The organism is Nitrosospira sp. Nsp1 (assembly GCF_900100985.1).
Classification (GTDB): domain Bacteria; phylum Pseudomonadota; class Gammaproteobacteria; order Burkholderiales; family Nitrosomonadaceae; genus Nitrosospira.
Map to the genome: position 1 here is coordinate 99,814 of NZ_FMUF01000001.1, position 14,398 is coordinate 114,211.

The following is a 14,398-nucleotide window of genomic DNA, read 5'->3' on the forward strand; positions in this document are numbered from 1 at the left end:
AATGAAATTGATCATCCTCGATCGCGACGGCGTCATCAATTATGACAGTGACGCTTTCATCAAGACGCCTGATGAATGGAAGCCCATTCCCGGCAGTCTCGAAGCGATCGCCCATCTCACGCAGGCAGGTTATCGCGTCGTCATTGCAACCAACCAATCGGGCATCAGCCGGGGATTGCTGGATATGGTGACGCTCAACGCCATTAATGACAAGATGTGCAAGGCAGTCAATCAAGTGGGCGGGCGCATCGATGCGATGTTTTTCTGTCCTCACGCCAATACGGACAATTGTAATTGCCGCAAGCCGGCAACCGGAATGTTCAAGGAGATCGCCGATCGCTTTGGCCAGGAGCTGAACGGCGTGCCGGCGATCGGCGATTCGCTGCGTGATTTACAGGCCGCAGCCGAAGTCGGCGCCATACCGATTCTGGTACTTTCAGGCAAAGGTAAAAAGACCAAAGCGAAGGGAGGATTGCCGGAAAACACCCAGATTTTTCCGAATCTCTCAGCGGCCGTCGATGCGCTGACACAATGAATTCGATTTCGGTAGTGCTTCGCTCGGCGCTATATAGTCTATTGCAAATCATCATTACACCGCTTTATTTTGTAATCATACTTGCTTCGTTTCCGCTCTCGCCGCTCAACCGCTACCGCATCACTTCCGGCTGGGCACACCTGATGCTGTTTTTGCTCCGTGTTATCTGTGGCATCCGGTATCGCGTGATCGGTGCGGAACATATTCCCCAAACGCCTGGCATTGTGCTCTCCAAGCATCAATCGGCATGGGAGACACTCGCGTTTCAGGAGATATTCCCGCCCCAGGTGTGGGTTCTGAAAAAAGAGTTGCTGCTGGTTCCATTTTTTGGCTGGGGATTAGCGATGACCAGTCCCATCGCCATTGATCGCAGTTCGAAAAAAGCAGCATTGAGACAGATCGTCAAGCAAGGGAAAGACCGGCTCAAGCAGGGGTTCTGGATCGTGGTTTTCCCGGAAGGCACGCGTATAGCGCCCGGCGAAAAAGGTAGATACGGCATTGGCGGCGCATGGCTTGCGACGCATACCGGCGCGCCGGTCGTACCGGTGGCGCACAACGCGGGACGGTTCTGGGGCAAGAATGCGCTTATCAAACTGCCCGGCACGATTACCGTAAGTATCGGCGCGCCGATCGATCCCACGGGGATGGAACCTGGCGACCTCAACGCCAGCGTGGAATCATGGATCGAAGCAGAGGTGGAGCGCATCGATAGCCCCACTTCAGGCAATCGCGAATCCGGCCGTTAATTCCATCGTGTTTCAGTTCCGCACTATGACTGTTAGAGCTTTTTTCTACTTGACCTTCACTTGGTAAGATTCCTATTGCCGGATTCAGGATAATGCATGACGAAAAGAAACCACTGCCCCAAAGTTTAAACCCGCACTCAAACCAACGTCCAAAGACAAGCAAACTTGCAGCAAGCGAGCAACGCCGCATCAACCTGAACGGCAATGATGTCGCGTATGTCCTCATGCGCTGCAGGCGAAAAACCATCGGCATGAAAATCGACAGGGAAGGGTTAACGGTTCGTATTCCGCCGCGAGAACCATTGTGCTGGGTCGAATCGGTATTGCAAAAACGAGCCGATTGGATCGTAAAAAAACTCGACGAATGGAAGAATAAAAAATCCAGCAAGCCCGAATGGATCGAAGGCGCGATTTTTCCATTGCTGGGCGAGTTTTGGCAGGTGAAGGTTACCCCTGCCGGGGTTGTCCAAATGGTGCCGGTCACAGCGAACGCAGCGGTGGAGGAGACGCAGCTGAAATTACCGTTGCCATCCATGTTGACCGCCCACCAAATCGAAAAAGCGGTAATGGACTGGTATCGTCATCACGCCATGGCCTGTTTCAGCGAACGCATCGTGCTATACGCACATAAGCTTGGCGTGGCGTTGCCACAACTACGATTATCGCGAGCAAGAACCCTATGGGGCAGTTGCAACTCGCGCGGCATTGTTCATCTCAACTGGCGGCTGATCCAGAAACCGCTCGACCTGGTGGATTATGTCGTAGCGCACGAGTTGTCGCATCTCATTGAAATGAACCACTCCAAGGCGTTCTGGGAAACAGTGGGAAGCGTATATCCGGGTTATGCGGTGGCCAGGAAGAAATTGAGGGGGGTTGGATGATGGCAAAGCTTCGATATGTTGCACATTTGATCTGGCAGTTGTGTCAATCCTGAAATGTACCAAAAACTGCCATTTATCTATCAGTACGATTAGTATTAAATACTATCGAAAGACCCCCCTAATCGCAAACAAAAAATACAATAGCATTTTACTCGTCAGTACTATAATAAAAATCGATCGCGTGTATTTGTCCACTAATAGAACAAAGAAACCTACTGGTGAAAGACCTGGAACCCATAATAGGCTATAGGCTGCTTCAACCACATCTATGAAATCCTTAATCAAAAATTCCACTGAACGCTGAAAATGACCTGGATTGAGCAAGGGATGACGATACCGGTGACATGTTTAATCGGACAGAAAGAAGAACTGCCAGCTCCGCTGGTAGCTTGATAATCCGAAATAAGTGACAAAACCAAGCCACAACTGGACGCGATTCTGGTTTCCTTTGGGCAAATCCCTGCCACTCGACGGCCTTGGATTCTTGCACGATCCCGAAAACGAATACGCTCATTTCTATTACAACGACTACCAACCTCGACCCCTCAATCAACTGACAGAAATTCCGGTTGTTATCCTCCTAGGTGAGCCAGGAATTGGAAAATCCACTGCGCTGAAACAAGAGTCCTTTCGCTTGCAAGCTAGAGGGGAAGCTTACCTTTACAAGGAACTGAATCAGTACCACGATGATACCCGGCTCATCGGTGACGTTTTTGATTCAGAAAAATTACAGGCGTGGCGACGGGGCCATCATCGCTTAACGCTGTTGCTCGACAGTCTGGATGAATGCAGCCTGACAATTCGCAACGTCGTAAGAATTCTGGCCAGCCAGTTAAAAGTTCTGCCAAGAGATCGCCTTTCCTTGCGGCTGACCTGCCGAACGGCTGATTGGCCAGCACATTTTACTGATGAACTACGCGAGCTTTGGCTGAGCAGAAGCGATGCCGCTGATCCTATAGGTATATTCGAGTTAGCTCCGTTGCGCCAAAAAGACATCATGTGTGCCGCCACAGACCGTGGCTTAGATGGCAAAGCTTTCTCTAACGAAGTCCAACTCAAGGAAATTCAGCCACTCGCCAGCCATCCCAACACGCTTAACATGCTGTTCGGTCTATTTGGCCGATCGGCCGGCCTACCTAAACAACGATCAGAACTCTATCAGCTTGGTTGCCAAATGCTCGCTGACGAACGCAACGTTTTCCGTAAGATAGAATCACGTCACACTGGAAAATTAAACGCTCGTCAACGCATGGCTGTTGCCGGACGCATCGCTGCCCAAATGGTATTCGGCCACAGGTCGACCATTTGGTATGGTGACGCTTGGGAAGCTGAAACTGCTGATCTCATTGAACGCGATATCTTAGGCAATATAGAGCATGCTGATGGGCAGGATTTCCTCCTCGACTCTCATGCGTTCCGAGAAACCATCGAATGTGCTCTCTTTTCAGGACGGGACAACAACAGGATAGGTTTCGCCCACCAGTCGTACATTGAATTTTTGGCCGCTTGGTATCTGCACTCCCACGGACTTGACACCGGCCGGATACTGCCACTTTTACTCCACCCTGATGACAGCAGAATCCCACCACAATATGCCGAAACCGCAATCTGGTTGGCAGCGCTTGATGGAAATGTATTCACAGCTCTGGTAGAGACGGAATCACTACTTTTGCTGCGCACCGATTTATCGGATACGACCGATAAACAGAAAGCTTACCTCACGGCAACATTACTCAGAACATTTGCTACAAAAGCCGAATTCGACCGGGATTTAGGATTGCGTCAGCATTATCGCAAACTGGCTCACCCCGCCTTAGTCGACCAGCTTCGGCCTTACCTTTTGGATAAGGAGGCATATCATGCTGCGCGCAATGCTGCCATGGAAATTGCTGCAGCTTGTGAGATCAAAGAGTTGACATATGAACTTATCTCTTTAGCACTAAACCAGAGTGAGGCACATTATCTTCGATTAAGCGCAGCCCATGCAGCCACCAACCTCGCCCATGACAGCCAACTTGCCCGTCTGCGCCCGATCGCCTTTGGGGAGGCGGGGGATGACCCGGAAGACAGGCTTAAGGCGGCTGTCATTCCAGCGCTCTGGCCAACATATATCTCCACAAAAGAGATCTTTGAGGTAATTTTGCAGACACAGAATGTGGGCTGTCTTGGTGATTTCCGCTACACGCCGAAAGATTTCGTGAAGCATTTTTCCGTGGGTGATCTGATCATTGCCCTTCAATGGATTATCGATAATGGCAAAAACTATCCAGACTTTGAGATCGATCATCTTAAAGATACCATTATGATGGAAGCATGGCACAAGCTTGATGACCCCCATGTATTGAGCGCATTTGCCGAAATGATTTGGAGTTGCCTGGAAAGATATGAAAGTATATTTAACCGGCGCGGCAAACGTGAAATAGGCTGGCTGGAACAGGATGATGGAAAAAGAAGAGTGACAATTATGTCATTGCTGGTTACCCATTCCAAAGTCGATAGCAAGCGCGATTTGATGAGCTTAGTTGCAGGAGAAAACCGGATTATTCTACCTAGGGATGCCACTTGGCTCGTGGAATGCTATCGGACAAATATATCGTTGAGTTTGCGGACCAAACTGGCAAAATGTATTGATTTCTTTCTGCGATTTGATGCTGATGCGACATGGTTGGATGCCGTTGTTTCCGTCGCTTATAACGATACTTTTCATTCTGAATCACCGCTGGCCGAAATCGTTGATCGATTTATGGCGCCGATTTTGCTGGATTCAGAAACTGCACTGATACTAAAAGAACAACATGCTCAGCAGCTGGAGCGAGAACGGAAAAAAGTTGTTCCTCTTGATCCTCCACCACCTGGTCGCGTCACAGAAGCTTTGCACGAATTTGAAGCTGGAAAAAATGATGCCTGGATGCGGTTGTGGTGGGAGATGTCCTTACCCGATGACGCGATTCATTATTCATGGAATTTTGAAAACATCACGAAGTTTCCGGGATGGCAACGCGCCACGTCAACTGAGCGATCAAGTATTTTACGTTGTGCCGAAGCATGGCTTAGAAATGAATGTCTCACTCAAGAAGAAATATTTCCTCCTGACAATTCTATTAGCTATTCATATGCCGCCACCTACTTGGCAATACGGCTTCTGTTCGACGAATCTCCACAATCTCTTACAGTCGTGACTCCAGAAACATGGTCCCGCTGGGCTGTATGGCTGGTCGCTTACCGATTTGATAATGCAAATGAACAACGTCAAGGCATAATAAAACTTGCGTACGAGAAAGCATCCAAAGCCGTATTAGACACTTTTCACTACCTAATTAGCCGGGACATCGGTATTTCGCGGCGAACAGATGGAGTTAGCGAACTGGCTGCTATCTGGGACACGCATGTTGCCGCCCTCCTACATGAGTTTCTAATCAAACCCAGTCTGACTCACGAACAAATAAAAACTTTGCTGGACGTACTGTTGGAGCACAACGACGAAACCGCCTTTGAGTTTGCGTGTCGCCTTGTCAAAGCGACTGATAACCCGACGGCTGCCCTAGTTGCAGCCAAAGCACTGGTTGCCCATCAACCTCGAAGGAGTTGGCAGTTTATTTGGGAAATGATATGCGATAACGTTTCTTTCGGTGAGAACTTACTACTTGATCTTGCCTATTATTCAAACAGGGATAGCAGCATTCTGATCAGTCTCACAGAGCCAGAGATAGCCAAGTTATATATCTGGCTTGAAGAACACTTCCCTGTCACAAAGGATAATTGCTATCACGGCAAAGACGGCAAAGTTCATTCGGTAACGGCTCGTGATCGCATTGGATATATCCGCGACCACTGTCCTAGCTATTTATCTGGCTTGGGTACACAAGGCGCCATAGATGCATTACATAGGATCTGCGATCAATTCCCAGATCGAGACTGGCTAAAATATATGCTTAATGAAGCACGGAAATCGTTTCGAAAGACCAGTTTGCAAGCGCTTTCTCCGGCTAAATTGATTACCTACACACATCGCCCAGATGCGCGGCTAGCCCGGAGTAGCGCCGAACTCAAGGTTGCAGTACTAGGGTCATTGGAACGTTTGCAAGAAAAGTTACATGGTCAAACACCATTGGCCCCATTTTTATGGGACCTATCCGATAATGGCAAGTCTGGGCGGCCTAAAAGCGAAGATCGTGTAACAGATTTCGTTAAGTTTTTCCTGGAAAGAGATTTACCAACATTCGTCATCGACAGAGAAGTACAGATCAGAAACCTTAAGGAACACGGCATAGGTGAGCGTACCGATCTTAAAGTCGAGGCCAAAAATAAAGATGGACGCTCCATCTCTGTCATCATCGAAAACAAGGGCTGTTGGAACAAAGAACTTCTGACTGCCATGCAAAATCAGCTTTCAGATCGTTATTTGAAGTTGGCTAGTGAAGCTTGTGGAATTTACCTAGTTGGATGGTTCCATTGTGATCGCTGGAAACGCAATAGCAATAGCAATTGCATTTTCAAAGGCTCAAAGGAAGAACTCCTGGCCAAACTAAATATACAAATCAATTCGCGTTCTGAAGATAAAGGAAAACTGTCTGTTTTTGTGCTTGATGCAACGTACTGATCGAGCATCGACTGCATTAACTATCAAGAAGTGGGGACCGATTCCACGGATGGGCAAAGGGCCGAAAATTATCCCTGCTGCCCAATCTCTGCGGACTACCGGGGAACCAATGGAAAAAAGCTGCTTGGGGATACCACAAGGCCGCGCTACGCTCGCGTGAGACCTGTTCAGAAGTTAATTTCTGACCTCTCGCCGAAACATTATCGGTCCATGCCGAATCACACTCCGATCAACTGGGACCTGTAAAAATCGAGACCGACAAACCATCCCATCCCTTTATGCCCACGGTCTGAATTGCAGTCGAATTCAATCGCGGTTCGGCGGCCAGAAGTTCAAAGAAGTGCCGCGTTCCCTGCACGTCCGGGTCGCTGCTATCCGCATCCATCACCCGGCCCTTGCGAACGACATTGTCGCAAATGATCAGCGTCCCCTGCCGCGACAGCTTCAGCGCGCCCTTCAGGTACGCCGGATTGTTTTCCTTGTCCGCATCGATGAATACGAGATCGAACGGCTCTACATGATCGGCTGCGAGCTTTTCCAGGGTATCGGCAGCCCTGCCGACAATGACCGAGACAATATCCGATAAACCGGCCGCCTCGATGTTTTTCCGGGCGACCTCCGCATGGGCTGGGCTCACCTCCAGCGAAATGAGCGAGCCGCCGGACGGGAGCGCCCGCGCCAGCCAGATGGTGCTGTATCCGCCTAGCGTGCCAATTTCGAGAATGCGGCGGGCGCCCCGGATTTGCGCCAGCATATGCAGCAGCTTCCCCTGGTTCGGCGCGACATTTATCGACGGCAACCCTGCGTCGGTACAATGCTTCAGGGCTGCCTCCAGCACCGGGTCGGTGGGTATCAGCATCTCCGAAAAATACGCATCCACGGCGGACCATTGTTCCAGACTCATGCTGAATGTCTCCTTCTTGTTTTTTTATCGCAAATGCGCATGGCCATGCGGCCCGCTTTCCGGCACGCCCGAACTTACCTCATGGCGCGCCCCAGTTAACCAATAGCTGTCTTCTTCATGGCGAAACATCGCCCCCATGGCGCTTTGCGGCCTTGGCTAATCGGGATCATTCAGCAACTTGAACAAAGCACTCGAAACCGGTCTTTGCTTTTCGATCACGGACAGGCTGCTAGCTCGACGGCTCATCCTTCTCCGCCGGGAAACCATAAAACTGGGAGCCGAGCTCGATCAGGGGGCGGCCCTGGCTTCGCCGGTGCCGGTTGGTATCGCGCAACGAGTAGACGCAACCGCAATACTCCTGCTGATAAAACTCCTCGCGCTTGCTGATTTCGATCATACGCGCGGAACCGCCACCCTTTCGCCAGTTGTAATCCCAGTAGACCAGCCCATCATAACGCCCTGCCGCGCGGCGGCCGCAATCGTTGATCTGCTCCATGTTCTTCCAGCGCGAAATGCCGAGAGAGCTGGTTATCACCGGAAAGCCGTTCTCGAATGCATACAGCGCAGTGCGTTCGAAGCGCATGTCGAAGCACATGGTGCACCGGATGCCGCGTTCGGGCTCCCGCTCCATGCCTTTGGCGCGCGCAAACCAGTTTTCCGTGTCGTAATCGGCATCTATGAATTCAATGCCGTGCTTGTCTGCAAACCGGATATTTTCATTCTTGCGCAGAAGGTATTCGCGCTCGGGATGAATATTGGGGTTGTAGAAAAAAATGGTGTAGTTGACTCCGGAGGCCAGCATGGCCTCCATGACTTCCCCTGAGCAGGGCGCGCAACAGGAATGCAGCAATACCTTCTTCTCGCCACCGGGTGGGATGAGACTCGGTCTTTTCGTTTCGTCCATGGCATTAGGCTAACAGACTTGCCTGTATTTTTCCACCGACAGCCGCCTTTTCCGGGTGCCGGGAAGGCTTTTCTTTGGTTCGAGCTCCGCATCTGCCGCGCTGGCGGAAAATGATTCACGCAGCGTAGCCAGCGAAGCACGGCACCCTGGCTGCCTCGATAAATCGGAATTGTAAGACCCTGAGGACATTGCCGGAAAACCTCGGGACGTAGTCAGTGGTTGCTGATCTTTGTGTTAGTATTTCCACCTCATCATTCCTGGGTTAACCCATGCGTACGCTCTCTTCCGTCGTCGTGATAGTCTTGCTGCTCAGTGCCTGCGGCCTTAAAGCGCCTCTCTATCTTCCGCAGAAAGCGCCTCCGCCACAGAACTCGTCCACCCCGCAGAAGTCACCTGCCCCCCAGCCTCAACAGCCTTCAGATGAAGAGAAGATGTAGTGAGCGGCTTCCCTTCATTCAATTATCGCAATGGCAGGCTATGCGGTGAATCGGTTGAGCTGGATCGCATTGCCCGGGAATTCGGCACGCCTTGCTATATTTATTCGCGCGCCGCGCTCACTGCCGCCTACCGGGAATTCGACGCCGCTTTTGGCGCGCGCGACCATCTGGTGTGCTACGCAGTCAAGGCCAATTCCAATCTGGCTATTCTCAATCTGTTCGCCCGCCTCGGCAGCGGCTTCGATATTGTCTCGGGCGGTGAACTGCAGAGGGTGCTGAAAGCCGGGGGCGATCCGAAAAAAGTCGTTTTTTCGGGGGTCGGCAAGCGGCCTGAAGAGATGCGGGCCGCGCTTGACGCAGGAATACTCTGCTTCAATGTGGAATCGGGAGCGGAGTTGAGGGTATTGAATCAAGTCGCCGGGGAGATGAATAAAATCGCACCCGTGAGCCTGCGGGTCAATCCCGACGTCGATGCCAGAACCCACCCGTATATTTCCACCGGCCTCAAGGAGAATAAATTCGGTATTCCCTTCGATGAGGCGGAATCGCTTTATGCCTCCTCTCATGAGTTTTCCAACGTGCGCGTTGCCGGACTCGATTGCCACATAGGCTCGCAGTTGACCGAACTCGACCCTTTCATCGAAAGCTGCGAAAAAATGCTGGGGCTGCTGGACCGTCTCGAAGCGCAGGGCTTGCAAATCGATCACCTGGATTTAGGCGGCGGGTTGGGAATTCGTTATTCCGGGGAAAATCCGCCTCTCGTCCGGGAATATGTCGATGTGTTGTGCGCCGGCATCGGTCAGCGTAGGCAGCGCATCCTGATTGAGCCCGGCCGCGCCTTGGTGGGAAACGCCGGTATATTGCTCACGCGGGTTGAGTATCTCAAGCATACGCCCCATCGCGACTTCGCCATTGTGGATGCGGCGATGAATGACCTGATGCGCCCGGCGTTATACGATGCTTATCATGAAATTCTCCCCGTTAATGCCAAGGATGACATTAGCGCTAAAACCTATCAGGTGGTCGGCCCCGTTTGCGAAACGGGCGACTTTCTGGGACATGACCGGAACCTGGCATTGCGCCAGGGAGATTTGCTCGCCATCATGTCCGCTGGGGCATACGGCATGAGCATGAGCTCGAATTATAATACTCGCCCCCGCGCCGCCGAAGTGATGGTCGATGGCGACCATGTTCATCTTGTTCGCGAACGCGAATCCATCGAGCAATTGACCGCCGGCGAGAAAATCCTGCCCTAGCTTGGCACTGCACAGTTTCAACTGATGCGATGCCGCTGCTGAATTTGTTACACCAGAAAAATGGTAGCCAGCCCCAGAAAAATAAAAAAACCTCCACTATCGGTAACGGCGGTAATCATCACGCTGGAGCCTGCCGCCGGGTCGCGGCCGAATTTATGCAGGGTCAGCGGTATCAGCACACCCACTATTGCCGCCAGCAGTAAATTCAGCATCATTGCCAACATCATTACCAGGCTCAAGGGAATGCTGCGGTAAATAAGGAAAGCGAATATCCCTACCACGCTGCCCCACATCAGGCCATTCACGGCGCTCAAACTGATTTCCTTGCCAAGCAGCATCCGGGCATTCCTCGGATCAAGTTGCCCCAAGGCAAGCGCTCGCACGATCATGGTAATTGTCTGATTACCGGAATTGCCACCGACCCCGGCAATAATCGGCATTAGCGCTGCCAGCGCTACCAGTTTTTCAATCGAATCTTCAAATACGCCTATCACGCGCGAGGCAATAAAAGCGGTCACCAGATTAATGGCCAGCCATGTCCAGCGGTTCTTCAAGCTTTTCCATACCGGTGCAAACAGATCCTCTTCCTGCCGCAGGCCAGCCAGGCTCAGCGCTTCGCTTTCCGATTCCTCGCGGATAAAGTCCATTACCGCATTAACGGTCACGCGCCCGACAAGCTTGTCTTCCGCATTTACCACAGCGGCCGAAACAAGGTCGTAGCGCTCGAACGCCTGCGCCGCCCGATGCGCCTTCTCCTCGGGATGAAACACTGTCATTTCGGTAGTCATCACCGAAGCGACCTGCGCGCCCGGATCGCTGACCAACAGGCGGTTGAGCGGCAGCACGCCCTTGAGATACTCTTCCCGATCCACGACGAATAACTGGTCGGTATGATCCGGCAATTCATCCAGCCGCCGCAAATAACGCAGCACCACTTCCAGCGTGACATCCTCACGAATGGTCACAACGTCAAAATCCATCAGTGCGCCGACCGAGTCCTCCGAATAAGACATGGCGGCGCGCAATTTCTCGCGCTCCTCCATCGGAAGCGACTGGAATACATCATCGAGAATATAACGTGGAAAATCCGAGGCAATGTCGGCAATCTCGTCGGCGTCAAGCTGCTCCGCCGCGGCCCGCATCTCGCGCCTGTCCATCGTAGCGATCAGCGTTTCACGTACCGCGTCCGAAACTTCCAGAAGAATTTCGCCGTCACGCTCCGCGTTGACCAGATCCCAGATCAAAAGGCGGTCTTCGAGCGGCATCGCCTCCAGAATGTGCGCAATATCCGCAGGGTGAAGCTTGTCCAGGAACTTTTGCAGCTCAGCCAGATTCTGTTTATCCAGCCGTTCTTCCTCGAACTCCCGGTCTGGCGCTGCCTGGGCATGCGCAAGGCTCTCGGCCAGCCTGTGCTCGTGCAACAAGTAGACTACCCGTTGCAGATGCTCTTGCAGATTTTCTGTTTCCCTGAGGTTATTTACTTTTGTCATGACGGGTCGCCCTGGAACCGGATGGCGTGATTGTAGGGAAAAATTGGGTCGGATATTATGACAGCGGGGGTGCGGAATGCAAAATAAGCATTATTCCGTCCGCCGCATTCCAACCCTTTTATATTGTCATGGAATTTGCGCCGATGCCATTCGGCTGAGGATGATCCCGGTTTTCTTCGATAGCCAGGGGGTATTACGGTGCTTGTCGTAAAAGCGGGGGTTGGTAACCATGGCCGCAAGGCGGGCAGCTTGTTCCGCAGTAATTGAAGAAGCGGAAACGCCGTAATAGTAGGGGATGGCAGCCCCTGCCCCGAACACGCCGTTTCCCCATTCAATCACATTCAGATAGATTTCCAGGATACGGCGTTTGGACATTACGTTTTCCAGCATCAATGTGATGATGGCTTCCTGAATCTTGCGCCCCGGGGTTTTTTCACTGGAAAGAAATAAATTCTTTGCCAGTTGCTGACTGATGGTGGAACCGCCCGCAACAAGCTTGCGCTTTTTCACGTTTTTCTGATACGCGTTCTGAATAGCATCGAAATCGAACCCCTCGTGCGCCAGGAATTTGCTGTCCTCCGCGGCGATGATCGCCCGCTTGAGATTGGGAGAAATCCGTTCGTAAGGAACCCATTGCATGCGCAATGCCGCCGCTGTATTTCCTTGCCGTAATACTGCCAGCCGATCTTCCATGAAGGCGCTGGAGGAAGGGTTGTAAGAATTCCAATAGACGACATGGCCGAAAATCCAGGATTGATAGGCGAAGACGATGCCGACAAGCAGCAAAAAGAGGCGCCAGAACCAGCGCTTGAAGAACATTCTCATGCGTTTGCTGCCGCAACCTTATATTTTCAACGTATCGCGCCATGCGATCCGAGCATTTCAATCACCGACTCCGTTCGTGGTCTCAGTCCACGCCACAGGAAGAACGATTCCGCTGCCTGCTCCACCAGCATGCCGATACCATCAGCCAGACGACCTGCGCCCTGTTGCTTTGCAAATTGCAGGAAAGGGGTATGCCCATTGCCGTACATCATGTCGTAAGCCAGCGATGCACTGGAAAAAATGCCGGACGGCAGCGCCGGAAGTTTACCATCCAGGCTGGCAGAGGTGGCGTTAATGACGAGATCGAATTTCGTTCCGCCCAGATCATCGTAACCGGCGGACACGATGTTTCCATAGCGCGAAAACCGCTGCTGCAACGCATCGGCTTTTTGTCTGGTACGATTCGCGACAGTCAACAGGCAAGGGTTGTGTTCCAATAAGGGCAACACGACACCGCGGGCCGCTCCTCCGGCGCCCATGAGCAAAACCTGCTTGCCTGTAAGTGAAAATTTCAGATTGGCTACGATGTCACGCAATAATCCGGCACCATCGGTGTTATCACCGAAGATGCCTCTGGCATCAAACGCCAGCGTGTTCGCCGCCTCTGCCGCCTCTGCCCGCTCGGTGAGGCGGGTGGAAATCCTGCAGGCTTCAAGCTTGAATGGAACAGTGACGTTCACACCTTTGCCGCCACGCGCCCTGAAACCCGCTATCGTTGCGGCGAACGCATCCATCGGCGCCAGAATGGCTTCATAATGTATATCCTGACCTGTTTGCCGCGCAAACTCGGCATGAATCAGCGGTGACTTGCTGTGGGCAACAGGGTTGCCGATGACGGCATAGAAATCGGTCATTAGCCAACTGCTTGAATGGTAAAAGATATACGAAAGGCGGCAGGCTTGGGGCCTGCGTTTTCATTCGCTTGCCAGTTCGTCCGAACGGGTAAATACCCAGGTGCGCGTAATGTGGAGGATGTCGGTATCTCGACTGATGTCGGGGGGAAAAGGAGCGAATCCATTTTGCCCGGCCAGGTTGACGATGCGTATCGCTGCTTCATCCAGAACCTTTCTCCCCGATGAGCGGTTTATTTCAATGGATTCAAGACTGCCATCGGACTTGATCCCAACGGTGAGTTGCAGTTTTCCATAAAGCCCCTCCCGTCTGGCCGCTTCAGGGTAGTTAAGGTTGCCGATCCGTTCCACCTTGAGGCGCCAATCTTCGGCATAACGAGCGAAGCGGAATTCCCGGGTACGGACGCCGATGAATTTGCGCTTCAGGCTGTGTTGATGAGCCTCATAATTCACCGGGGTCTGCGCTTCGAGCCGTGCGAGTTCCAGGCTGCGCTGAACCAGACCGGCGGTGTCAATCGCATTCCGGCTACGTTCGGACTGCGCTAACGGAGGCTCAGCCTGGTACATGAGTTCGTCGCTATTGGCCTCAGTCGTCAGTTGTTGCGCTTCCTGTTCAAGCTGCTTTGCTTCCTGGCTTGCTGTGTCGGTCTCCACCGCTTGATTATTCTTTAGCGCAAGCGGAATTGGAGTTTCCGCCCGGCGATCGCTGCGATTGGCCTGCGCCAACGCATCTGCCTTACCCGGTTTGGACGCGGACTTGCTGTTCACCAATACCACTTCCAGAGGGTTACCGGTTTTGCTGTCTTTCAGAATGGGAGACTTGAAGTTGATGCCGAACAAAACTGCGGCATGGCAGACCACGGATATCAATATCGCCAGCTTCAGGCGTGAAGACCCATCCAGCAACCAGCCGCGAGTTGCCATCGTGTCGAAACCGGATATATTCGGAGCGGCGCTCAATCTCGGAAC

12 protein-coding genes are annotated in these 14,398 nt (G+C 52.2%); 6 read left to right on the forward strand and 6 right to left on the reverse strand.

Annotation, left to right across the window (positions count from 1 at the left end; all coding sequences use genetic code 11):
• Position 1: 1 nt before the first annotated feature.
• The 4 genes from gmhB to BLP78_RS00475 all read left to right on the forward strand — a co-directional run bounded on the left by gmhB (position 2) and on the right by BLP78_RS00475 (position 6,762).
• Complete coding sequence (gene gmhB / locus BLP78_RS00460; RefSeq protein WP_090455278.1) at positions 2 to 535, forward strand: D-glycero-beta-D-manno-heptose 1,7-bisphosphate 7-phosphatase; 534 nt, start codon at positions 2 to 4, stop codon at positions 533 to 535.
• A complete protein-coding gene (locus tag BLP78_RS00465; RefSeq protein WP_090455280.1) occupies positions 532 to 1,281 on the forward strand; it encodes a lysophospholipid acyltransferase family protein in 750 nt (249 codons plus the stop codon). The genes gmhB and BLP78_RS00465 overlap by 4 nt, the downstream gene beginning before the upstream one ends.
• Before the next feature lie 92 nt (positions 1,282 to 1,373).
• Complete coding sequence (locus BLP78_RS00470) at positions 1,374 to 2,162, forward strand: M48 family metallopeptidase (RefSeq protein ID WP_256329915.1); 789 nt, start codon at positions 1,374 to 1,376, stop codon at positions 2,160 to 2,162.
• Positions 2,163 to 2,568: 406 nt separating this feature from the next.
• Positions 2,569 to 6,762, forward strand: coding sequence for an NACHT domain-containing protein (locus BLP78_RS00475; RefSeq protein WP_090455282.1), 4,194 nt, complete (start codon positions 2,569 to 2,571; stop codon positions 6,760 to 6,762).
• A 229-nt stretch (positions 6,763 to 6,991) separates the two neighbouring features.
• On the opposite strand, the gene BLP78_RS00480 is transcribed toward BLP78_RS00475, so the two are convergent.
• The gene (locus BLP78_RS00480; RefSeq protein WP_090455286.1) at positions 6,992 to 7,666 is read right to left on the reverse strand and encodes an O-methyltransferase; all 675 of its coding nucleotides are present in this window, start codon (positions 7,664 to 7,666) and stop codon (positions 6,992 to 6,994) included.
• A gap of 229 nt (positions 7,667 to 7,895) precedes the next feature.
• Positions 7,896 to 8,570 (reverse strand): epoxyqueuosine reductase QueH, encoded by a 675-nt coding sequence (locus BLP78_RS00485; RefSeq protein ID WP_090455288.1) that lies wholly within the window; start codon positions 8,568 to 8,570, stop codon positions 7,896 to 7,898.
• A 269-nt stretch (positions 8,571 to 8,839) separates the two neighbouring features.
• Between BLP78_RS00485 and BLP78_RS15060 the strand changes: the two genes are divergently transcribed.
• Both BLP78_RS15060 and lysA read left to right on the forward strand, forming a co-directional pair.
• Positions 8,840 to 9,007: an LPS translocon maturation chaperone LptM gene (locus BLP78_RS15060; RefSeq protein ID WP_143002853.1), complete on the forward strand. Its 168-nt coding sequence runs from the start codon at positions 8,840 to 8,842 to the stop codon at positions 9,005 to 9,007.
• Complete coding sequence (gene lysA, locus BLP78_RS00490; protein ID WP_090455290.1) at positions 9,007 to 10,263, forward strand: diaminopimelate decarboxylase; 1,257 nt, start codon at positions 9,007 to 9,009, stop codon at positions 10,261 to 10,263. The genes BLP78_RS15060 and lysA overlap by 1 nt, the downstream gene beginning before the upstream one ends.
• 47 nt (positions 10,264 to 10,310) lie before the next feature.
• On the opposite strand, the gene mgtE is transcribed toward lysA, so the two are convergent.
• From mgtE to BLP78_RS00510, 4 genes are all read right to left on the reverse strand, one after another.
• Positions 10,311 to 11,753 (reverse strand): magnesium transporter, encoded by a 1,443-nt coding sequence (gene mgtE / locus BLP78_RS00495; RefSeq protein WP_090455292.1) that lies wholly within the window; start codon positions 11,751 to 11,753, stop codon positions 10,311 to 10,313.
• Positions 11,754 to 11,879: 126 nt separating this feature from the next.
• Complete coding sequence (gene mtgA, locus BLP78_RS00500) at positions 11,880 to 12,572, reverse strand: monofunctional biosynthetic peptidoglycan transglycosylase (protein WP_090455295.1); 693 nt, start codon at positions 12,570 to 12,572, stop codon at positions 11,880 to 11,882.
• Between the two features lie 32 nt (positions 12,573 to 12,604).
• Entirely contained in the window at positions 12,605 to 13,432 is an 828-nt protein-coding gene (gene aroE, locus BLP78_RS00505) for a shikimate dehydrogenase (protein ID WP_090455297.1), read from the reverse strand.
• Between the two features lie 60 nt (positions 13,433 to 13,492).
• The gene (locus tag BLP78_RS00510; RefSeq protein ID WP_256329916.1) at positions 13,493 to 14,389 is read right to left on the reverse strand and encodes an energy transducer TonB; all 897 of its coding nucleotides are present in this window, start codon (positions 14,387 to 14,389) and stop codon (positions 13,493 to 13,495) included.
• Between the last annotated feature and the right edge of the window lie 9 nt (positions 14,390 to 14,398).

Excerpts from the sequence above, each read along its gene's own strand:
- gmhB (WP_090455278.1), top strand. The coding sequence starts at position 2 with ATGAAATTGATCATCCTCGATCGCGACGGCGTCATCAATTATGACAGT.
- BLP78_RS00465 (WP_090455280.1), top strand. The coding sequence starts at position 532 with ATGAATTCGATTTCGGTAGTGCTTCGCTCGGCGCTATATAGTCTATTG.
- BLP78_RS00470 (WP_256329915.1), top strand. The coding sequence starts at position 1,374 with ATGCATGACGAAAAGAAACCACTGCCCCAAAGTTTAAACCCGCACTCA.
- BLP78_RS00480 (WP_090455286.1), bottom strand. The coding sequence starts at position 7,666 with ATGAGTCTGGAACAATGGTCCGCCGTGGATGCGTATTTTTCGGAGATG.
- BLP78_RS00485 (WP_090455288.1), bottom strand. The coding sequence starts at position 8,570 with ATGGACGAAACGAAAAGACCGAGTCTCATCCCACCCGGTGGCGAGAAG.
- BLP78_RS15060 (WP_143002853.1), top strand. The coding sequence starts at position 8,840 with ATGCGTACGCTCTCTTCCGTCGTCGTGATAGTCTTGCTGCTCAGTGCC.
- mgtE (WP_090455292.1), bottom strand. The coding sequence starts at position 11,753 with ATGACAAAAGTAAATAACCTCAGGGAAACAGAAAATCTGCAAGAGCAT.
- mtgA (WP_090455295.1), bottom strand. The coding sequence starts at position 12,572 with ATGTTCTTCAAGCGCTGGTTCTGGCGCCTCTTTTTGCTGCTTGTCGGC.
- aroE (WP_090455297.1), bottom strand. The coding sequence starts at position 13,432 with ATGACCGATTTCTATGCCGTCATCGGCAACCCTGTTGCCCACAGCAAG.